General features: G+C 37.5%; 18 protein-coding genes and 1 tRNA gene. 1 reads left to right on the top strand and 18 read right to left on the bottom strand.

Annotated features, from left to right (window positions below; genetic code table 11):
• Window positions 1-119 precede the first annotated feature (119 nt).
• The 15 genes from rpoB to tuf all read right to left on the bottom strand — a co-directional run bounded on the left by rpoB (window position 120) and on the right by tuf (window position 12,687).
• Window positions 120-3,941, bottom strand: a complete 3,822-nt coding sequence (rpoB, locus tag C8D70_RS19535) for a DNA-directed RNA polymerase subunit beta (protein WP_110368389.1) — start codon at window positions 3,939-3,941, stop codon at window positions 120-122.
• A gap of 573 nt (window positions 3,942-4,514) precedes the next feature.
• Window positions 4,515-4,745, bottom strand: a complete 231-nt coding sequence (locus C8D70_RS20670; RefSeq protein WP_146212905.1) for a hypothetical protein — start codon at window positions 4,743-4,745, stop codon at window positions 4,515-4,517.
• 31 nt (window positions 4,746-4,776) lie between these two features.
• Complete coding sequence (locus C8D70_RS20950; protein WP_168802010.1) at window positions 4,777-4,920, bottom strand: hypothetical protein; 144 nt, start codon at window positions 4,918-4,920, stop codon at window positions 4,777-4,779.
• 19 nt (window positions 4,921-4,939) lie between these two features.
• Window positions 4,940-5,332 (bottom strand): hypothetical protein, encoded by a 393-nt coding sequence (locus C8D70_RS19530; protein WP_110368388.1) that lies wholly within the window; start codon window positions 5,330-5,332, stop codon window positions 4,940-4,942.
• A gap of 269 nt (window positions 5,333-5,601) precedes the next feature.
• A complete protein-coding gene (gene rplL, locus C8D70_RS19525) occupies window positions 5,602-5,970 on the bottom strand; it encodes a 50S ribosomal protein L7/L12 (RefSeq protein WP_062675820.1) in 369 nt (122 codons plus the stop codon).
• A 46-nt stretch (window positions 5,971-6,016) separates the two neighbouring features.
• Entirely contained in the window at window positions 6,017-6,604 is a 588-nt protein-coding gene (gene rplJ, locus C8D70_RS19520) for a 50S ribosomal protein L10 (RefSeq protein WP_110368387.1), read from the bottom strand.
• Window positions 6,605-6,621: 17 nt separating this feature from the next.
• Window positions 6,622-7,314: a 50S ribosomal protein L1 gene (rplA, locus tag C8D70_RS19515; protein ID WP_002976422.1), complete on the bottom strand. Its 693-nt coding sequence runs from the start codon at window positions 7,312-7,314 to the stop codon at window positions 6,622-6,624.
• A gap of 11 nt (window positions 7,315-7,325) precedes the next feature.
• Window positions 7,326-7,769: a 50S ribosomal protein L11 gene (gene rplK / locus C8D70_RS19510; protein WP_047435399.1), complete on the bottom strand. Its 444-nt coding sequence runs from the start codon at window positions 7,767-7,769 to the stop codon at window positions 7,326-7,328.
• Between the two features lie 376 nt (window positions 7,770-8,145).
• Complete coding sequence (locus C8D70_RS19500) at window positions 8,146-8,814, bottom strand: hypothetical protein (protein WP_076594996.1); 669 nt, start codon at window positions 8,812-8,814, stop codon at window positions 8,146-8,148.
• A gap of 6 nt (window positions 8,815-8,820) precedes the next feature.
• Entirely contained in the window at window positions 8,821-9,468 is a 648-nt protein-coding gene (locus C8D70_RS19495; RefSeq protein WP_110368386.1) for a hypothetical protein, read from the bottom strand.
• Between the two features lie 12 nt (window positions 9,469-9,480).
• Entirely contained in the window at window positions 9,481-10,101 is a 621-nt protein-coding gene (locus C8D70_RS19490; RefSeq protein WP_076594994.1) for a hypothetical protein, read from the bottom strand.
• 483 nt (window positions 10,102-10,584) lie between these two features.
• Window positions 10,585-11,127 (bottom strand): transcription termination/antitermination protein NusG, encoded by a 543-nt coding sequence (gene nusG, locus C8D70_RS19485; RefSeq protein ID WP_002976412.1) that lies wholly within the window; start codon window positions 11,125-11,127, stop codon window positions 10,585-10,587.
• A gap of 19 nt (window positions 11,128-11,146) precedes the next feature.
• Window positions 11,147-11,353, bottom strand: coding sequence for a preprotein translocase subunit SecE (gene secE, locus C8D70_RS19480; protein ID WP_002976410.1), 207 nt, complete (start codon window positions 11,351-11,353; stop codon window positions 11,147-11,149).
• Window positions 11,354-11,365: 12 nt separating this feature from the next.
• Window positions 11,366-11,436 (bottom strand) — tRNA-Trp (locus tag C8D70_RS19475).
• 63 nt (window positions 11,437-11,499) lie between these two features.
• The gene (gene tuf, locus C8D70_RS19470; protein WP_034693176.1) at window positions 11,500-12,687 is read right to left on the bottom strand and encodes an elongation factor Tu; all 1,188 of its coding nucleotides are present in this window, start codon (window positions 12,685-12,687) and stop codon (window positions 11,500-11,502) included.
• Window positions 12,688-13,009: 322 nt separating this feature from the next.
• On the opposite strand from tuf, the gene C8D70_RS19465 reads away from it, so the two are divergent.
• Window positions 13,010-14,512, top strand: coding sequence for a DUF4394 domain-containing protein (locus C8D70_RS19465; protein WP_110368385.1), 1,503 nt, complete (start codon window positions 13,010-13,012; stop codon window positions 14,510-14,512).
• Window positions 14,513-14,597: 85 nt separating this feature from the next.
• On the opposite strand, the gene C8D70_RS19460 is transcribed toward C8D70_RS19465, so the two are convergent.
• Genes C8D70_RS19460 through C8D70_RS19450 form a run of 3 tightly spaced genes read right to left on the bottom strand, consistent with a single transcriptional unit; the run spans window position 14,598 to window position 20,087 of the window.
• Complete coding sequence (locus C8D70_RS19460) at window positions 14,598-17,699, bottom strand: efflux RND transporter permease subunit (protein WP_076594992.1); 3,102 nt, start codon at window positions 17,697-17,699, stop codon at window positions 14,598-14,600.
• A gap of 56 nt (window positions 17,700-17,755) precedes the next feature.
• Window positions 17,756-18,841, bottom strand: coding sequence for an efflux RND transporter periplasmic adaptor subunit (locus C8D70_RS19455; protein ID WP_110368401.1), 1,086 nt, complete (start codon window positions 18,839-18,841; stop codon window positions 17,756-17,758).
• A 4-nt stretch (window positions 18,842-18,845) separates the two neighbouring features.
• The gene (locus C8D70_RS19450) at window positions 18,846-20,087 is read right to left on the bottom strand and encodes a TolC family protein (RefSeq protein ID WP_110368384.1); all 1,242 of its coding nucleotides are present in this window, start codon (window positions 20,085-20,087) and stop codon (window positions 18,846-18,848) included.
• Between the last annotated feature and the right edge of the window lie 198 nt (window positions 20,088-20,285).

Here is a 20,285-nt window from a genome sequence, read left to right as displayed (position 1 = left end):
TTTTTTTAGATTTTAGATTTCAGATTTCAGATTTCAGACGAAATCATCATTCCAAATTCAAGGATTATAAAATTCTTAGAGTGTCATAGTCTGACATCTTGTGTCTGACATCTGATATCTTACTCCTCCAATCTTACGTCTAATCCAAGACCTTGTAACTCGTGAAGTAATACGTTGAATGATTCCGGAATACCTGGTTCAGGCATAGATTCACCTTTTGCAATTGCTTCATAAGTTTTTGCTCTACCAATCACGTCATCCGACTTCACAGTTAAGATCTCTCTCAGGATGTTAGATGCACCGAATGCTTCAAGTGCCCAAACCTCCATCTCTCCGAATCTCTGACCTCCGAACTGAGCTTTACCTCCTAACGGCTGCTGAGTAATCAATGAGTAAGGACCAATAGAACGTGCGTGCATCTTATCATCTACCATGTGTCCTAGTTTCAACATGTAAATGATACCTACTGTTGCAGCCTGAGTAAATCTTTCTCCGGTACCCCCATCATAAAGGTGAGTGTGACCGAATTTAGGAAGACCTGCTTTCTCAGTGTATTCAGTAATCTGATCAAGAGTTGCTCCGTCAAAGATTGGCGTAGCGAACTTCATACCCAGTTTCTGACCTGCCCATCCAAGAACTGTTTCATAGATCTGACCAATGTTCATACGGGAAGGTACCCCTAGTGGATTCAATACGATATCTACTGGTGTTCCGTCTTCAAGGAATGGCATATCTTCTTCACGAACGATTCTTGAAACAATACCTTTGTTACCGTGACGTCCTGCCATTTTATCCCCTACATTCAGTTTACGTTTCTTAGCGATATAAACTTTAGCCAGCTTCATGATCCCTGCCGGAAGCTCATCTCCGATTGAAATTGCGAATTTCTCACGGTTTTTAACTCCCTGGATGTCGTTATATTTGATTTTGTAATTGTGAATCAATTGTTTGATCAATTCATTCTTGTCAGCATCTACTGTCCAGTCTGAACCGCTAACGTTTACATAATCTTCAACTGAAGTTAATAACTTGTGAGTAAATTTCACACCTTTACCGATGATTTCCTCGTCCAGGTCATTTTGTACCCCTTGAGAAGTTTTACCGCTTACCAGTGTATTTAATTTTTCAATTAACGTATTTCTCAACTCGTCAAACTTAGCCTTGTAAGTGTTTTCAATTTCTTCAAGTTTAAGTTTTTCTTCAGTTCTTTTCTTTTTGTCTTTAATGTTTCTTGAGAACAGTTTCTTGTTGATAACAACACCTCTTAATGAAGAGTCAGCTTTCAGTGAAGCATCCTTCACATCACCAGCTTTATCACCGAAGATTGCTCTAAGAAGTTTTTCTTCAGGCGTCGGGTCAGATTCACCTTTTGGAGTAATTTTACCAATCATGATATCTCCAGGCTTCACTTCAGCACCGATTCTGATCATACCGTTCTCGTCAAGATCTTTAGTAGCTTCTTCAGATACGTTTGGAATATCTGCTGTAAGCTCTTCCATACCTAATTTAGTATCACGAACTTCAAGAGAATATTCATCCACGTGAATTGAAGTAAACCAGTCTTCACGTACTACTTTTTCGTTGATTACGATTGCATCCTCGAAGTTGTACCCTTTCCAAGGCATGAACGCTACCACTAAGTTTCTACCAAGAGCCAATTCTCCTTTTTCAGTAGCATAACCGTCGCAAAGTACCTGTCCCTTTTCCACTACATCACCTACTCTTACGTTTGGTCTTAGGGTAATGGTTGTACTCTGGTTTGTTTTTCTGAACTTAGTAAGGTTGTATGTTTTAGTAGCAGACTCGAATTGTACTAAATCTTCGTCTTCGCTTCTTTCATATTTAATAACGATTCTGTCAGCATCTACGTACTGTACTGTACCTGTACCTTCAGCGTTAATTAAGATTCTTGAATCTCTTGCAACTTGCTGCTCAAGCCCTGTACCCACGATTGGAGCCTGTGGCTTCAATAGAGGAACGGCCTGACGCATCATGTTCGATCCCATCAATGCACGGTTCGCATCATCATGCTCAAGGAACGGAATTAATGATGCAGAAATACCAGAGATCTGGTTTGGTGCAACATCAATAAGGTTGACCTGAGATGGCTCTACTACAGGGTAGTCACCATCTAATCTTGCAATAATTCTGTCTGTCAAGAAATCACCGTTATCGCTCAATTCAACGTTTGCCTGAGCAATTACTTTGTCTTCTTCATCTTCTGCATTAAGGTAAATAGGATCAGCATTAAGATTAATCTTACCTTCTTCTACTTTTCTATATGGAGTTTCGATGAAACCTAGTCTGTTGATTTTAGCATAAATACCAAGGGATGAAATCAAACCGATGTTTGGTCCTTCCGGAGTTTCAATCGGGCAAATTCTTCCGTAGTGAGTATGGTGAACGTCTCGAACCTCGAAACCTGCTCTTTCTCTTGATAAACCACCAGGCCCTAGTGCAGATAATCTTCTCTTGTGAGTAATTTCTGATAGAGGGTTGGTTTGGTCCATGAACTGAGAAAGCTGGTTGGTACCAAAGAATGAGTTGATTACAGATGTTAATGTCTTAGCATTTACAAGATCAAGTGGAGTAAAGATTTCGTTATCTCTAACGTTCATTCTTTCCTTGATTGTTCTTGCAATTCTTGAAAGACCTACTCCGAACTGTCCTGCTAATTGCTCACCAACAGTTTTAATTCTTCTGTTTGATAAGTGGTCAATATCATCCACTTCAGCTTTAGAGTTGACAAGCTCGATTAGGTGTCTTACGATAGCAATGATATCTTCTTTGGTAAGAACCTCAGTGGTAGTTGGAATATTAAGACCCAACTTTTTGTTCAATCTGTAACGTCCTACTTCACCTAATGAATATCTTTGCTCAGAGAAGAATAATTTTTCAATGATTCCTCTTGCTGTTTCCTCATCTGGCGGATCTGCATTTCTTAACTGACGATAAATATACTCTACTGCTTCTTTTTCAGAGTTAGTAGGGTCTTTTTGTAATGTATTCTGGATGATCGAGAATTCGTTGCTGTTTTCTTTGTGAATCAGGATTGATTTCACACCAGCATCAAGAATAAGATCTAAATGTTCTTTTTCAAGAATAGTTTCTCTGTCCAGGATGATCTCATTTCTTTCGATAGAAACTACTTCACCTGTATCTTCGTCTACGAAGTCTTCGAACCAGGTGTTCAATACTCTCGCAGCCAATGTTCTCCCTTCCACTTTTTTAAGGGCAGCTTTAGAAACTTTCACTTCTTCAGCAAGGTCGAAGATCTGAAGGATATCCTTGTCAGATTCATAACCAATCGCTCTTAATAGAGTTGTTAATGGTAATTTTTTCTTACGGTCGATATACGCGTACATTACGCTGTTGATATCTGTTGTAAATTCCATCCAAGATCCTTTGAAAGGAATAATTCTTGAATAGTAAAGTTTGGTTCCGTTGGCGTGGTAAGTTTGTCCGAAGAATACACCAGGTGAACGGTGAAGCTGCGTAACGATAACTCTTTCAGCACCATTGATGATAAAAGAACCACTTGGCGTCATATAAGGAACCGGACCTAAGTATACGTCCTGAACCACTGTTTGGAAATCTTCGTGTTCCGGGTCAGTACAATACAGTTTAAGTCTTGCTTTTAGAGGAACTGAATAGGTAAGTCCTCTTTCCACACACTCATCGATTGAATAACGTGGAGAATCTACCAGATAGTCTAAGAATTCTAATACGAATTGGTTTCTTGAATCCGTAATCGGGAAATTCTCTTGGAAAGTCTTGTAAAGAGCTTCTGTCTTTCTGGCTTCAGGAAGTGTATCAAGCTGGAAAAATTCTCTGAAAGACTCAATTTGGATATCCAAAAAGTCAGGAGTGATGATTTTTCCTTTCGCTGATGAGAAATTAATTCTCGGATTTCCTTGAGTTGTTGATTTTGTTTTACTCATAAAACTTTTAAGAAAGGGTTAAAAAATATTTTGATTCATTAAAAAATATCAGAAAAGAACAAGAAACAAGATAAAAGTAAAAGGTAAAAGTGTTTTTGGCGCTCACAAAGGACCTCAGGCTCTTTTAAACTTTGTACTTGGTTCTTTCTAACTGCAACACTGGTATATCTTTTCACAGCGTAATGCAAAATATTTTTATTACTTTTGAGGCAGTATTACCGCAGTATTTATATACACAAAATCCCTTCCATGTTTTACACAATGAAAGAGTTGATTTTCAGTATTTTATAAATTTACAAACAATTTTTCGCGCCAAAAGAGGGGCAAATATACAAAAAGTTATCCACAATAACAAATAAATCATCTCATTTTGAGGCTCTTAAAATAAGAGAGGCTGCCCAAATTTGAGCAACCCCTCCGCAACACAAGCTAATCTTATGATTATTTTACAATAATCTTATAAGATTATATCGTCGATTTGATTTCTATCTTAATCATACTTACTCCTTTTGGAAATGAAGAAGTATCAATGTCCATATGAGCTTTAAATCCATCCCTCTTAACTTCCTGTCCTTATGTTGAGAACTCCATTTTTATGAGTAGCCAAACTAAGTTATGACCGTCATGTATTCTCAAATAATTTCCAGTTCCAATGTATATTCCTAAAGCTACAGTAGTTGCTATTATGCACGCACTCCCATTTGTTCTAATACCTTCACTTAAGTTTTCCCGGGTATCATCAAAATAATAATACAACGTCATGGTTTGTCCTGCAAGTGCAGTTTCAGCGGCTGTAGCATGCACTAATGCTCCGATTTGGCAAGCAGTGTGGTTTTTAGCTTTTTAATTGTACTCCTGCAAGCATTGAGACTATCTTACCGTCAAGTCTGCTTGTATTAGAAACCCATCCAATAATATCAAAGCTTGCCTGAGGTTCCATTATATTGATGCCTACCTGTGCGTAATGGATACCCCTCATAACCAGTTTAAAGGAATTACTATAGTAATTTTTTAACTTCTCTAAACGTCATACAAATATTCTCCATATGTTTTTGGCACGAATAAATCAATTTATTCGATATAGCACCGAGTTTTATCTTATTAAAGGAAAAGAGATTATATAGGAAATTTTTGTCATAGAATGTATGAGTTCCTTTTTTATGAGCAAAAAGCCTGTTAATGGCATGCCAAATATTTTTTGCTTCAGAACACATATAAACGAAAACATCAGCTAAAACAACCTGCGGATAATTTTTAATATCTGCAGAATATGACAACACAGGTTTTGCTCTCATTACAGATATCAATTTAGTGTTTGGAGTTACTGCAGCTACCGGAAGTAACAAAAATTTAATCTTATAGCCGTAAGAAAGAAAATAATTTTTATCCAATATGTTGTGTTTTTTCAGACACAAATATAATATTTTCTCAATAAAAAGAACAATTTATTAGTGAAAAATTACACAAAATAAACAAACAATACGACACAATCAAAATATTATGTTAATTTGAAATAAATAGTTAATCATAAAAAAATATATCAGAATTGAAAATAATAATATTAAAATACTGTTACAAAATAAAAGACAGATTTACAAGAGATTACATAAAAAAAGCCCGGGCTATTGCCCGGGCTCCTATATTTATAATACAATTGAAATTATTTCAATTCTACTTCAGCACCAGCTTCTTCTAATTGCTTCTTAAGAGCTTCAGCTTCGTCTTTAGAAACACCTTGCTTAATTGCAGCAGGAGCTCCGTCTACGATATCTTTAGCTTCTTTAAGACCAGCACCAGTTAAATCTTTTACTAATTTAACGATAGCTAATTTAGAAGCACCCGCAGACTTAAGAATTACATCGAATTCAGTCTTTTCTTCAGCAGCATCACCTGCACCACCTGCAGCAACAACTACAGCAGCAGCAGCTGGCTCAATTCCGTACTCATCCTTAAGGATAGCAGCTAATTCGTTTACGTCTTTTACAGTTAGGTTTACTAGCGTTTCAGCTAAATTTTTTAAATCTGACATTGTTGTAATGTTTTTGTTGATTATTTATTTAATTTTTTGAGTGTAATTATTCAGCACTTGTTTCTTCAGTGCTTTCTGCAGCAGCTTCCGGAGCTTCAGCAGCAGGAGTTTCTTCTACCGCAGGAGCAGCTTCTTCAGCTTTAGCTTCTACAGTTTCAGGTTTGTTTTGAAGAGCAGAAACAACTCTCTGGATTGGAGACTGAAGTAATCCGATGATTTCACCGATCATTTCTTCTCTAGACTTGATGTTAGCCAACATGTCCAGGTTGTTGTCACCAACATAGAAAGTTTCTTGAACAAAAGCAGACTTTAAAGCTGGCTTTTCTTCTTTCTTTCTGAATCCTTGGATCAATTTCGCAGGAGCATTTGCTGTTTCAGCAATCATTAATGCTGAGTTTCCTTTGAAAGATGGGAACATTTCAGAGTAATCTACTCCTTCAATTTGTTCCATTGCTTTTTGTAAAAGTGTGTTTTTTACAACTTTTACTTTGATATTTTGCTTGAAAGCCTGTCTTCTGAAATCTGAAGATTTACCAGCGTTCAAACCTTCTAAATCTGCTACGTATACTACTTTTGCATCCTGAAGCAAATCTTTGATCTCTTGTATTGCTACAACTTTTTGGTCTTTTGTCATTGTCTTAAGGATTATTATTAGTTAACAGATTTAGTATCAATTGCAATACCAGGGCTCATTGTAGAAGACAAATAGATGCTCTTCACATAAGTTCCTTTAGCAGCAGTTGGTTTCATTTTGATCAATGTCTGGATTAATTCCTGAGCATTTTCTTTGATCTTAGCAGCATCGAAAGATACTTTACCAATACCTGCATGGATAATACCATACTTGTCTACTTTGAAATCAATTTTACCTGCTTTTACTTCAGTTACTGCTTTACCAATTTCCATTGTTACAGTTCCTGATTTAGGGTTTGGCATTAAACCTCTTGGACCTAATACTCTACCTAACGGACCTAATTTACCCATTACAGCTGGCATAGTAACGATAACGTCAACATCTGTCCAACCTTCTTTGATTTTTTGTAAATATTCGTCAAGACCTACATAGTCAGCACCAGCAGCTTTAGCTTCTGCTTCTTTATCTGGAGTTACAAGAGCTAATACTTTAACATCTTTACCAGTACCGTGAGGAAGAGATACAACACCTCTTACCATTTGGTTTGCTTTTCTAGGGTCTACACCTAATCTTACAGCAATATCTACAGAAGCATCAAACTTTGTAGTGTTCACTTCTTTTACAAGAGCTGAACCTTCTTCAAGGTTATAGATTCTTCCTTTTTCTACTTTGCTTAAAGCTTCCTTTTGCTTTTTAGTTAATTTTGCCATTTCTTTAAGTTTTAAGCGTTAGTTGGTTTAGTTCCTGTTACTCTTAATCCCATAGATCTGGCAGTACCTGCAACCATAGAAAGAGCAGAGTCCATTGTAAAACAGTTAAGATCCGCCATTTTATCTTCAGCGATTTTCTTTACTTGTTCCCAAGTTACAGAACCTACTTTGTTTCTGTTTGGTTCACCAGAACCTCCCTTGATCTTAGCTGCATCCATTAACTGGATTGCTGCAGGTGGAGTTTTAATAACGAATTCAAAAGATTTGTCTTCGTATACTGTAATTACTACAGGTAAAACTTGCCCTGGCTTATCTTGGGTTCTTCCGTTAAATTGCTTACAAAACTCCATGATGTTCACACCTGCAGAACCCAATGCTGGACCTACTGGTGGAGAAGGGTTAGCTGCGCCACCTTTCACCTGAAGCTTTACCATTTTAAAGACTTTCTTAGCCATTGTTTGTTTTTTAAATTTGAATAATTAATGAGTTTGGAAGCATTTATTATTCAGTAGGTTATGCACTCACATAACAATAAACCTACTTTTTGGACTGCAAAAGTATAAAATATTTTTGAATTAGCAAACGGAAATTACTGATTTTTAAAAGTTTTAGAAAAAAAACAAATCATGCCCTATTATTATATCATTAAAAATAATGCCAGAAAAACAAAAGAGGCTGTCTCAAAAGTCAAACAATCTGGCTTTTGTCATTCTGACGAAGGAAGAATCTCGTTGATAACCAAACACATGAGATTCTTCACTACATTTCATTTCGTTCAGAATGACACTTTTGAGACAGCCTCTTTTAAATATTTTTGAAAGAAAAGATTTACTAGAAACCTGTAGGTTTATTAATTGTTTTTGTAGAACCGTCATTTCCTCCAAGATCATCATTGATATCGTTTATATTTTGTTTTTCAATCAATCTTCTGTAGGCCATCAGATAAAGATCAACGGTAAAGTTGTTGTATGTTCTTGATGGGGTAGTAGAATTGGTAGCAATAATTCTGCTGTCTACAAATCTTGCTTTGACGTGCCAAGTCCCATTACTCTTGAAGGCAATTACTTCCGGCGATCCCTGCTTGTTGTCGTTCACTCCGTTATCACCATAATCAAGCATTACGTTGGTAGTTCCGTCATTCAGCTTGAATGAATAGTTGTGAAGTATAACCAGAAAATTGGTTGCATCAATTTTGGTATCATAATCTGCAATTCCGGTTCCGGGTACTCCGGTAAGGGTAAGCTTAAGATAATTAAACAGTCCGCTGCTTTCGAGAGCAGGATCATACAGCTGCAAAGCATTCTGTGAGGTTGCCAAAAAGCTGCCTCCTGTCATCGTAGGTTCTCCAGGATTTCTTAAATACAGAGAATTCGTATAGGTTTTTCCATTTACATCAAGTGTTTCTGTAGGATTGGCTGTGTTCACCCCTACTTTTCCTTTCTGGGCATTCAAAAATATCCCAAAGCACATGATTAATGTGATATAAATTTTTCTTTTCATAGTTTTTTATTGAAGCCCTAAAGGCGTATTGGTTGATACTCCTGAATATACCGGTGAAGCAGATGCTGAAACAGAACCATTAAAAGTTCCCCAGTCTTTAACTAATGATTTTTCAAAGACATTTAAGGTAAGTGTCCAGGTTCCATTTTGAGAAGAAACAGTTCCGGCCCCTTTAAAAGCCAAATTAATAGCATGGTATTTTTTACCTCCACTAGTTACCTGTGTAATTTCAGTTGCGTAGGAACCATAAGATTTGGGAGTGGTAGTGGTATTGGCTGCCGAAACCGCTCCTGTAAAAACAGCACCTGTAATAGCCACAACATATTTACTGGCATCTAATCCTGTATTAAGATTCACCACTTCATCCTGTCTCACATTTTTTAGTATAACATTATACATATTTACAGGTGCTACATTACGGAGCGATATATCCAACAGCTTCACCTTACCTACCGGTGAAGTATCTTTTGATCGGGTAAGAAGAAGATAGTTTCCGCCTGCCTTTGTATTTTCAGTATCTATTAAATAGGATTCCACTAATGTTTCACCTTCAACATCCAATGTCCCTTTAGGTGTGTTAGTGTTTATTCCTACTTGGGCATTCATGCTTAAAGCAGCAAAACCCATCAAGAGTATCGCAATATTTTTTTTCATAGAGTTTATGTTTTATTGAATTAATGGAGCAGCAGCAGCACCAGTAGTTGAACCGCTAAGGTTTTGTGTTGAATTAAAATCTTTGGCATATGATCTGTCAAATACCAATAAGTTCAGTGTCCAGACTCCTGTAGGGAAAGAATTATCAGGAGCGAATCCCTCGTAATCTGCCTTAAGCTTCCATGTTCCTCCCGAAGAATAAGCAAAAATCTGAGGTACCGGAGTAAGCCAATCAGCAGAATATGTTCTTGTAGGCTGTGTAAATCCGAAAGAAGAAATAACGACCAGAAACTTACTGGAATTGATCTTTGTGTCAAATTGATTTACCCAATCCTTGTCTGTAGGATCACAGGTAATCTTGAATTGAATAAGGTTGATAGGTGCCGGTGAATTAGGTACAAAAGAATCATTGTACGCTGTAATTTTGTTTTCCGGAGACGGAGACTTAATAATGAAAGTGTAATTCTCGTCTGCAGTCAGTTTTTCAAGGGGCTGCTTGAAAACTATTCCTGATGTCTTCATTGTACCGTTCACGGTAAGTTCTTTTTCCGGCGTTGTAGTATTAATACCAACCTGTGCGTTTATGAACACAGATGCACCTACCAGAGTGATCATCGAGATAATTTTTGTCATTGGGTTATGTGTTTATATAAAGCTTGTGTTTATGGATAGCTGATCCGAATTTGACATTTATTTTAAACATAAAATATCCATACCTCTGTATTGTCTGAAATAAAAAGATATAAAATTTTAATAATTAGTTAACAGCTTGTTTGCAAGAACTATGCCATCTGAAAGTGAATCAAACAATTAAAAAAAGCTTAATGCTTAAAATGAAAATTTCATCACAAAACGGTGATATTTCAATTAAAGCAAAGTACACTATAGAGGCAATCAACAGAGTTATGATATTTTGAGGATCAATGAAATAATATCATTAAATTAAAAAAACTCTAACAACAGGGAAAAAGTGTAAAAGTAAAATTCAAAATTTCATTATGAATTAATAGGAGTACAGAATTAATTATTTCAAAAGAAGTCATTGAAAAATATAAAAAGATACAAATGAAAAAGACCGTTTTAAAAACGGTCTTTTTATATTTTATAAGTAATGTATTATACTTTTTCTACTTGCATGTAGCTCAGTTCCATTGGAGTTTTTCTACCGAAGATCAATACAGAAACCTCAATTTTCTTTTTGTCTTCAAGAATCTTCTCAACTGTACCATTGAATCCGTTGAAAGGTCCGTCGATCACTTTAACGTTTTCACCTACTACATAAGGAATTTCAACATCGCTTGCGAATTCTGAAAGTTCATCCATTCTTCCAAGCATTCTGTTAACCTCTGATTTTCTCATTGGAACAGGATCACCTCCTTTTGTTAAACTTAAGAAAGAGATAACTCCAGGAATATTTTTAATAACGTGAGGAATCTCTCCCATCAGGTCTGCTTCAATCATCAAGTAGCCAGGATAGTAAGGTCTTTCTTTAGGAACTTTTTTACCATTTCTAATCTGAATCACCTTTTCCATAGGAATAACCACTTGAGTAACGTACTGTTCAAAACCTAAACGTTTGATTTCTGTCTCAATATAGTTTTTCACTTTATTTTCCTGTCCGCTGATTGCTTTCAGCACATACCATTTCAATTCGCTCATTATGGAAAATACTTAATTATTAATTGAACAAGTTGATTAGCATTCCTATTATGTTGCTGATTGCCTTTGAAAACAATTCATCAACTCCAAAGGTAAATAAAGCCAGAATAACTGTCGCTATAGTCACTACAATTGTAGAAGACTGAAGATCAGCCCATTTTGGCCATTCAACTTTATGTCTGAATTCGTTATAAGAACCTTTTAAAAAATCGACAAATGAACTCATAATTTATATTTGCACGGGCACAAGGATTCGAACCCTGATCAACGGTTTTGGAGACCGGTATCCTACCATTGGACGATGCCCGTAGTTAAAAAAAGCTCCGTAAAGAATGTTCCTTACGGAAGCTTTTTATATGTTTTAGATGTGGATTAGTCGATGATTTCAGTTACCTGACCTGCACCTACAGTTCTACCACCTTCTCTGATCGCGAATCTAAGACCCTCGTTAAGAGCGATTGGCTGAAGTAATTCAACAGTGATTGTTAAGTTATCACCAGGCATTACCATTTCTACACCTTCTGGTAAGAAGATCTCACCTGTAACGTCAGTAGTTCTTACATAGAACTGAGGACGGTACTTGTTGTGGAATGGAGTGTGACGTCCACCTTCTTCTTTAGAAAGGATATAAACCTCAGCTTTGAATTTTTTGTGTGGCTTAACTGAATCTTTCTTAGCGATAACCATACCTCTCTTGATGTCAGTTTTTTCAATACCTCTCAACAATAGACCTACGTTATCACCAGCTTCACCTCTGTCTAGGATTTTTCTGAACATCTCAACCCCTGTAATAGTAGAAGTTAATTTTTCATCACCCATACCTACGATATCAACCGGATCACCAGTATTGATAACACCAGCCTCGATTCTACCAGTTGCTACAGTACCTCTACCTGTAATAGAGAATACGTCTTCGATTGGCATCAAGAATGGCTTATCCTGATCTCTAACAGGCTGCTCGATCCATGTATCAACTGCATCCATCAATTCTTCAACAGTCTTAACCCACTTCTCGTCTCCGTTAAGAGCACCAAGAGCAGATCCTTGGATCACTGGAGAGTTATCTCCGTCATATTCGTAAGTAGATAATAAATCTCTAAGTTCAAGTTCAACAAGCTCTAAAAGCTCAGCATCATCCACCATATCAACTTTGTTCATGAAAACAACGATTCTTGGTACATTTACCTGACGGCAAAGTAGGATGTGCTCTCTAGTTTGAGGCATTGGTCCATCAGTTGCAGCACATACTAAGATCGCTCCATCCATCTGAGCAGCACCAGTTACCATGTTCTTAACATAGTCGGCGTGACCTGGACAGTCAACGTGTGCATAGTGTCTGTTTTCAGTTTCGTACTCGATGTGAGCTGTATTAATAGTGATACCTCTTTCTTTTTCTTCTGGAGCAGAGTCAATAGCAGAGAAGTCTTTTTTCTCAGCAAGACCTTTGTTCGCTAATACACTACTGATAGCTGCAGTAAGTGTAGTTTTACCATGGTCAACGTGACCAATAGTACCAATGTTCAAGTGTGGTTTGTTACGATTAAACGTTTCCTTTGCCATGATTTAAAATTATTTATTTATTGTTTTTCAAATTTTCGGTGTGCAAATATAATGAATTTTTAAATACCAAAAACTTTTTATTAAAAAAACTTTCAATATTCTCATCCAGTGAAGGACAAACCTTATATTTCAACGTATTGAGACTGCAAATTTACAAATTTTTCCCAATAGAAAAAATCCTTAGAAACGTTTTATTAAAAATATAAACTATCTTACTAATTATGAATACAATATACTGAAAAAAAATCCAGAGAATTAATTTGTGTACATCCAGCTTTATTTTTTTCTCGTAAATATAAAAACAACAACTAAAATCAATATTATGAGAAAACTATTACCCATGTATTTGGCTTTGTTTGCCATTACAACCTTATTTTCATGTGATAATTCAGATGAAAATATCATGACTGAAAATATGACATCTCAAGGGCCTGATCTTATGGTGTATGGAATAACAGCCATGAACGAGCTTGTTTATTTTAATTCCAACAATCCAAAAAATTTCACCTCAAAAACATCTGTAACAGGTGTTGCATCAGGCGAAAAGCTGTTAAGTATAGATTTCAGACCTGCCACAGGAGAATTGTATGCATTATCAAATGCCAGCAAATTATATATTATCAATACAGCCAATGCCTCCGCAAGAGTGGTAAGTTCAACGGCATTTACTCCTATGATCTCCGGAACAATTGCTTCTATTGATTTCAACCCTACTGTTGACAGAATTCGTTTGGTAAGTAATTCTGGCCAAAATCTACGCTTACATCCGGAAACCGGAGCTGTTGCGGCCACAGACATCAATATTAACGGCACAGGAAGCCCGTCCATAACCGGATTGGCATATACCAACAGCAAAGCAGGTGCCTCTACAACTGTTTTATACGATATCGATCCTACTTTGGGGAAATTATATAAGCAGGACCCTCCCAACAATGGAACTTTAGTAGAGGTTGGAAGTCTTGGAACGACTTTTACGGGACAGTCTGCTTTTGACATCAAATATGATAACAGTACTGCTCTTCTAGCTTTCAATGATAAATTACATGTTCTGGACCTGAATAATGGTAAAACAACCTCAATAGGATCACTTCAGCAGGGAATTATTGATATTGCCATCCCTACAGAACCGGTAGCTTACGCTATTGACAATTCAAATAATCTTCAGATTTTCAATCCCAATAATCCTATGCCTGTTTCTAAAACAGTGGCCGGATTACAAAGCGGCGAGAATATTTTAGGAATAGATTTCCGTCCTGCGAACGGACAATTGTATGCTTTGGGAAGCTCAAGCAGAATCTATACAATTAACTTAGGTACAGGTGCCGCTACTGCTGTGGGAGCATCTCCATTTTCCACCTTACTTTCCGGCACGGATTTCGGATTTGATTTTAATCCCACAGTAGACAGAATAAGGGTAGTAAGCAATACAGGACAAAATCTCCGCCTCAATCCTAACGATGGAACAATTGCTGCTGTAGATCTTACACTGAACCCGGGAAGTCCCATGATAAGTGCAGCCGCCTATACCAACAACTTTGCCGGAGCTACCTCAACTACCTTATTGGTGATTGATCATAATACGGATAAATTATATCTCCAAAACCCACCCAATAACGGAACTTTGGTTGAAACAGGTTCTTTAGGAATCAACATTCCCAATGCCAATGGTTTTGATATTGGAAGTATGAGCCAAAAGGCCTATTTAATGGCATCAGTAGGTTCATTTACAAAAATTTACTCTATCAATACAACGACAGGAGCAGCCACTTCTGTTTCCGATTATCCGAATGCTGTAAAAGCTTTTGCAGTAGGATTAGGATTTTAAATTTTAAACTCATCCTATTTTATTTCAATAATCGGGAAGCGCGGAAAACTTTGTTTTCCGCGCTTCTTACTATATAAATGAAAGATTAATCAAATTTGACCGAGCTTTTCGTTTTGTTGAAAATCCAGAAGATAATAGGGAAAATAAGCAGGGTAAGCACTGTAGCGGTAATCAGTCCTCCAATAATAACAATGGCCAGAGGTTTCTGAGACTCCGATCCGATTCCTGTAGACAAGGCTGCCGGCATAAGCCCTATGGAAGCCATCAATGCTGTCATAATTACAGGTCTCGTCCTGGATTTTACTCCATTTAAGATGGCGGTGTCTATATCCATTCCGTCTTTAACATTCTGGTGGAACTCTGTAATAAGGATTACCCCGTTCTGAATACAAATTCCAAGAAGAGCAATCATCCCTACTCCGGCAGAGATTCCGAAATTGATACCGGTAACATGCAGGGCGATAATTCCACCTATCAAAGCAAAAGGCACATTCGCCAGTACCAAAAGAGAATCTTTCATATTTCCGAACAGAATAAACAGCAGGAAGAAAATCATCAGGATACTCACCGGTACAACTTGTGCCAATCTGTGTGATGCGCGCTGCTGGTTTTCAAACTGACCTGTCCATCCTACGGAATACCCATCCGGAAGTTCAATAGTTTCCACTTTTTTCTGTGCATCCGCAATGGTACTTCCCAAATCTCTGTCACGGATGGAGAATTTAACCCCGATATATCGCTTGATATTGTCTCTGTAAATAAATGCAGCTCCGTTATCCTTAACAATGGTACTTATTTCTTTTAAGGGAATTTTTGCTCCATCCTGTGTAGGGACCATCAAAGAAGCAATATCGTTTTCATTGGTTCTGTATTCCTGAGAATAACGAAGACGGATCGGGAATTTTCTTTCCCCATCGAACATTTCAGACGCTGTTTTCCCTCCAAACGCCATTTCCAACACGGCTTGTGCATCTGCAGGCATTACTCCGTAAGCAGCCATTTTATCTCTGTCCAGAACCACACTTACTTCAGGCTGGCCGATATTTTTAATAATTCCCGGGTCTTTTACGCCTTGTACGTCTTTAATTTTAAGCAAAACTTCATGGGCTAATTTATCCAGCGTTTCCAGATTGTCACCATAGATCTTGATTCCATTTTCTGCTTTGAATCCTGCTACAGCTTCGGCTACGTTATCCGAGATCGGCTGGGAATAGTTGAAAGTAATTCCCTGGTAACTTCTGAGCTTTTTGTCTATTTCATTGATCAGTTCATCATAAGTAATTTTACGCTTCCATTCTTCTCTTGGCTTAAGATTAACTGCAAACTGCACAAATCCGAACCCGTTGGGATCAGTCCCGTCATTACTTCTTCCCGTCTGCGCAAGAACATCTGTCACTTCGGAGAAGCTCAGAATGTCTTTCTTTAAAAGATCTGCTGTTTTCAGAGATTCTTTTAATGAAGAACTCATCGGCATTTCTGCAGTGATCCACAATGATCCTTCATTCAGCTGAGGCAGGAATTCTGTTCCTAAAAACTTTCCGGAAAACAATGTAACAGCCAGAAAGGAAATCGCTGCAATCATGCTCATTTTTTTGTACCTGAATGTTAAATTAAAACCTTTCAAAACGATTCTGTCCCAAAAGTTAACAAACGGATTATTTTTTTCTCTTACATTTTTATTTAAAAGGATATGCGAAAGAACAGGAACCAATGTTAATGTAAATATCAATGCTCCCATTAATGCAAATCCTAATGTAAATGCCAGAGGAGAGAACATTTTACCTTCCACTTTCTGAAATGAGAAAATAGGAATCAACGAAGTGATGATGATTAATTTTGAAAAAAAGATCGCTTTTCCTAATCCGGTTCCTGTCTGCTTGATCCAACCTCCTTTTGCGAGTTTATTGAATTTCTCCATTCCGTACCGCTTCGCTTTATGATCTAACATTACGAAGAGGCCTTCCACCATGACGACGGCTCCGTCTATGATAATCCCGAAGTCTACAGCACCTAACGAAAGCAGATTGGCACTCATCCCGGCCAGTTTTAAACATAAAAAGGCAAATAGCAAGGACAAAGGAATGATGATGGAAACAATCAGCGTAGTTCTCCAGTCTGCCATGAAGATTAAAACGATTACCGTTACCAGAACAATTCCTTCAATAAGGTTATGCATTACGGTATGGGTTGTGAAATCCATCAGATTGTCGCGGTCATAGAAAGTGACCATTTTCACATCTTTTGGAAGGACTTTTTCGTTAAGCTCTTTAATCTTAGCCTTCACTCCTACCAGTACTTCTCTTGGATTCTCCCCTTTTCTCATCACAACAATTCCTTCCACCGTATCGTCATGATGATTCAGGGCAGCCTGTCCTACTCTAGGCATAGAACTTTCATGAACTTCAGCTACATTTTTTACCAAAACAGGGTTTCCGCTGTCATTCTGAATGGTAATATTTCCGATATCCGCCACTGATTTTACGAGACCAATTCCCCTTACCACGTAGGCCTGTCCGTTTTTCTCAATAACATCACCTCCTACATTCAGGTTACTTTTGGTAACGGCATCATATACCTGAAGCGGCGTGAGGTTATATTTATCCAATGCTCTCGGATCGATACTGAGCTCAAACACTTTATCCTGCCCTCCGAAAACATTGATATCTGCTACACCCGGAACTCCTCTTAGAGCACGGTCTATTATCCAGTTTTGCAGGGTAAGCAGTGTTCGGGAGTCTTTTGTTTTACTTTCCAGCGTATATCTGAAAATCTCACCGGTTGGCCCGTAGGGTGGCTGTACTTCAGGGTCTACCTCATCAGGAAGGCTAATGGTTCTTAACTGGTTATTGACCTGATTTCTGGCAAAAGTATCATCCACCCCATCGTCAAAAAGAATTTTAACAATAGAAAGCCCAAACATGGTGGTGCTTCTTACACTTGTTTTTTTCTGAACCGGGCTCATCGCCAATTCGATGGGTGTCGTGACAAAACGTTCTACTTCTTCTGCACTACGCCCATTCCATTGGGTGATGATGACAATCTGGGTATTCGTTACATCCGGAAAAGCTTCAATAGGCATGTTTTTGAAACTTATAAAACCGGAGATGGCTAAAATCGCTACCCAGATAAAGGTAAATGCTTTATTTTTTAATGAAAAAGCGATTATATTTTTTATGAATTTATTCATGATAGATACATTGATGACCTAAAAAAGCCGTTAAAGAAAAAAGTACATATTCTTGACTAGCTGTTCAGTGAACGGTAGATCAGCAGCTGGTTATTGGTAATTACTTCTTCTCCTTCTTTAAGACCGTGTGCAATATAGGTGACATCACCAACCTGCTTTAATACTTTGATTTCTCTGATCTTTACATCTGTTCTGGATTTAAAAATCACCACAAAGCTTTTATTATCATCAAAAATCACTGCTTTGGAGGGAACGGTAAGTGTAGCGTTGCTTTCCAGGCTGGAAACTTTTATCGTGGCTTTACTCTCCGGGATCAAAAGTCCGTTGGCATTGTTCAATACTACTCTTGCCTGCATGGCGTTGGTCTGCGGATCAATAATTTTGAAGATCTTATCAATTTTTCCATCAAAAACCTTGTCCGGATAAGAAAGTGTGGATACCTGGGCCTTCATTCCAAGGCTGATTTTATCAATATCAGATTCGTTGACATTCATAATAGCCCATACATTGGTAGTATTGGCCACATCAAAGATATTATCACTCCTGTCACTTCTCAGCTGCATGTCTTTGTTAATACTTTTCTGAACAATATAACCATTGATAGGTGCTACTACACTGTATATATTTCCGCTTTTCACATTATAAACGGTACTTACAGCGGCGGCTCTCTGCAACTGATCTTCTGCTTTTTGTAACTGACTTTTAGCTTCCAGTACATCTCTTTCCGTATTAAGCTTTCCTTCGTAGAGTTCTTTTGCAACACGGAGGTTATTTTTTGCTACTACAAGATCTGTTTTTGCATCGCTTACATCTTTCTGAATTTCTGCAAGCTCAGTACTTCTGATGGTAGCCAACACCTGTCCTTTTTTTACATAGTCACCCAATTCTACATTCACACTCATCACATTTCCTCCTACCAAAGGGTAAACATCTATATAACTGTTTTTGTCTGCCGATATTTTTCCATAAAAGCTGTATTCATCTTCTATATTCTTTTTTTCAACTTTTGCCAGGGAAATAGAATTCAGCATGGTGTTACTGAGCTCGAATCCTTTTTTCGTATGATTATTTTTCTCTTCCTCTTTTTTTGAACAGGCCATTAATGAAAGGACCATCAATGCGGGAATAATATATGTTTTCATCATTTTAATAGAAGATTTTCGTTTGTACTAGTTGATTAAGTTGTTCTGCCGACTGCATGATCTCATTTTTCATATCATAGATCTGAAGAGCTGTCTCCCTGTAGCTATCCATGAAGTCTGTAAATTCAATCAGGTTGATATTTCCTTTTCTGAAATTGGTCAGCATTCCGTTGTAAACAAGTTCCATATTCTGAAGGTCTGTAGTTTTTACATCCAGAAGCTGATCATATTGTGCCTTCCAGGTTTTGTATGCAGATTGAACTTTAGTTTCCAGCGTCAGTTTTTGAAAATCAGCATTTTTCTGATTCTGCCGGATAGCATAGTTTGCTTTTACTACATTTCCCTGATTAGCTTTCCATAGTGGCAAAGGAATTCCCAAGGTCAGATTAGCTTCGTTATTAAAAGTTCCTCCTGCCTGATCCCACGCTGCACCTACCGTAACATCCGGTACATTCAATGATTTCTGCCACTGTGCATACAACTTACTGTTATCAATGAGCTTCAAATTGTATCGGTAATCTGCATTATTTTCGAGGGCTTTGCTTTTCAGTTCTTCTTCATCACCGAAAGGCTGTGCTGCCAGAGCTTCTTTTGCTTCGGTTTCAGACATTGCAGGCTCTATCTCTTCTGCAACTCCTGTCAGAACTTTCAGATTCTGCTCAAAATCAAGAATATTTTTATTGATCTCCAGCTTATCATGATTCAGCTGAATCACAATACTCTGCAGCCTTACAGCATCTTTAAGGGAAACATTTCCTTTTGCCGACTGTATACGATAGGCATTCAAAAGATCATTCATATATCCTAACTGTCTGTTGGTATTTTCCAGCTTTCGTTTTTCGTAATAAAGGTTAAAATAAGCAGAGCGAAGCTGAGATCTTAAATCTACCAGCAATTGTGAAAACTGAAGCTGGGCCAGTTCTTTATTGGATCTGGCAAAAGCAATTTCATTTTTCTTTTTGCCGCCCATATAAATCAATTGAGTAATACCCGCTCCTTTAGAATGTCCTACATCAAAAAACTTTTTGCTTTGAGGATTGTAAGCATTGAACTGTCCGCTTAACTGAGGTAATTCCCAGATTTTAGCCTGCAGAATATCCGCATCAGCCATATTGATGTTGTATTGTTCGGCGAGCAGCTGGAGGTTGTTCTTCTGAAAAGCTTCTTCGCATTCCAAAAGAGACATCTGCTGTTGTGCCGCCATGAATGAGGAAACGGCGAGGCACAGCACTGCAATTCTATTCATTATTATTTTTTTAAATTACAAAATTGCTTTGATGCTATTAAAAGAAACTTAAATGACGCTTAAAAAAATATTAAAATAGTTATGAACAGGCTGTTTACAGAATAAATTACGAGACAAAATCAGCTAATTTTTCTACAAACATTCAATTTTTATTAAAAATTTAAATCAGGAGTTTAACAAAAAAGCAACTGTTTTCGT

This window comes from Chryseobacterium sp. CBTAP 102, assembly GCF_003201365.1.
GTDB classification, from domain to species: domain Bacteria; phylum Bacteroidota; class Bacteroidia; order Flavobacteriales; family Weeksellaceae; genus Chryseobacterium; species Chryseobacterium candidae.
This window is presented reverse-complemented; position numbering and strand designations above follow the sequence as displayed.

Coding starts and splice junctions, on each gene's coding strand:
- rpoB (WP_110368389.1), bottom strand. CDS start 3,941: ATGAGTAAAACAAAATCAACAACTCAAGGAAATCCGAGAATTAATTTC.
- C8D70_RS20950 (WP_168802010.1), bottom strand. CDS start 4,920: ATGAGGGGTATCCATTACGCACAGGTAGGCATCAATATAATGGAACCT.
- rplL (WP_062675820.1), bottom strand. CDS start 5,970: ATGTCAGATTTAAAAAATTTAGCTGAAACGCTAGTAAACCTAACTGTA.
- rplJ (WP_110368387.1), bottom strand. CDS start 6,604: ATGACAAAAGACCAAAAAGTTGTAGCAATACAAGAGATCAAAGATTTG.
- rplA (WP_002976422.1), bottom strand. CDS start 7,314: ATGGCAAAATTAACTAAAAAGCAAAAGGAAGCTTTAAGCAAAGTAGAA.
- rplK (WP_047435399.1), bottom strand. CDS start 7,769: ATGGCTAAGAAAGTCTTTAAAATGGTAAAGCTTCAGGTGAAAGGTGGC.
- C8D70_RS19500 (WP_076594996.1), bottom strand. CDS start 8,814: ATGAAAAGAAAAATTTATATCACATTAATCATGTGCTTTGGGATATTT.
- C8D70_RS19495 (WP_110368386.1), bottom strand. CDS start 9,468: ATGAAAAAAAATATTGCGATACTCTTGATGGGTTTTGCTGCTTTAAGC.
- C8D70_RS19490 (WP_076594994.1), bottom strand. CDS start 10,101: ATGACAAAAATTATCTCGATGATCACTCTGGTAGGTGCATCTGTGTTC.
- nusG (WP_002976412.1), bottom strand. CDS start 11,127: ATGAGCGAATTGAAATGGTATGTGCTGAAAGCAATCAGCGGACAGGAA.
- secE (WP_002976410.1), bottom strand. CDS start 11,353: ATGAGTTCATTTGTCGATTTTTTAAAAGGTTCTTATAACGAATTCAGA.
- tuf (WP_034693176.1), bottom strand. CDS start 12,687: ATGGCAAAGGAAACGTTTAATCGTAACAAACCACACTTGAACATTGGT.
- C8D70_RS19465 (WP_110368385.1), top strand. CDS start 13,010: ATGAGAAAACTATTACCCATGTATTTGGCTTTGTTTGCCATTACAACC.
- C8D70_RS19460 (WP_076594992.1), bottom strand. CDS start 17,699: ATGAATAAATTCATAAAAAATATAATCGCTTTTTCATTAAAAAATAAA.
- C8D70_RS19455 (WP_110368401.1), bottom strand. CDS start 18,841: ATGAAAACATATATTATTCCCGCATTGATGGTCCTTTCATTAATGGCC.
- C8D70_RS19450 (WP_110368384.1), bottom strand. CDS start 20,087: ATGAATAGAATTGCAGTGCTGTGCCTCGCCGTTTCCTCATTCATGGCG.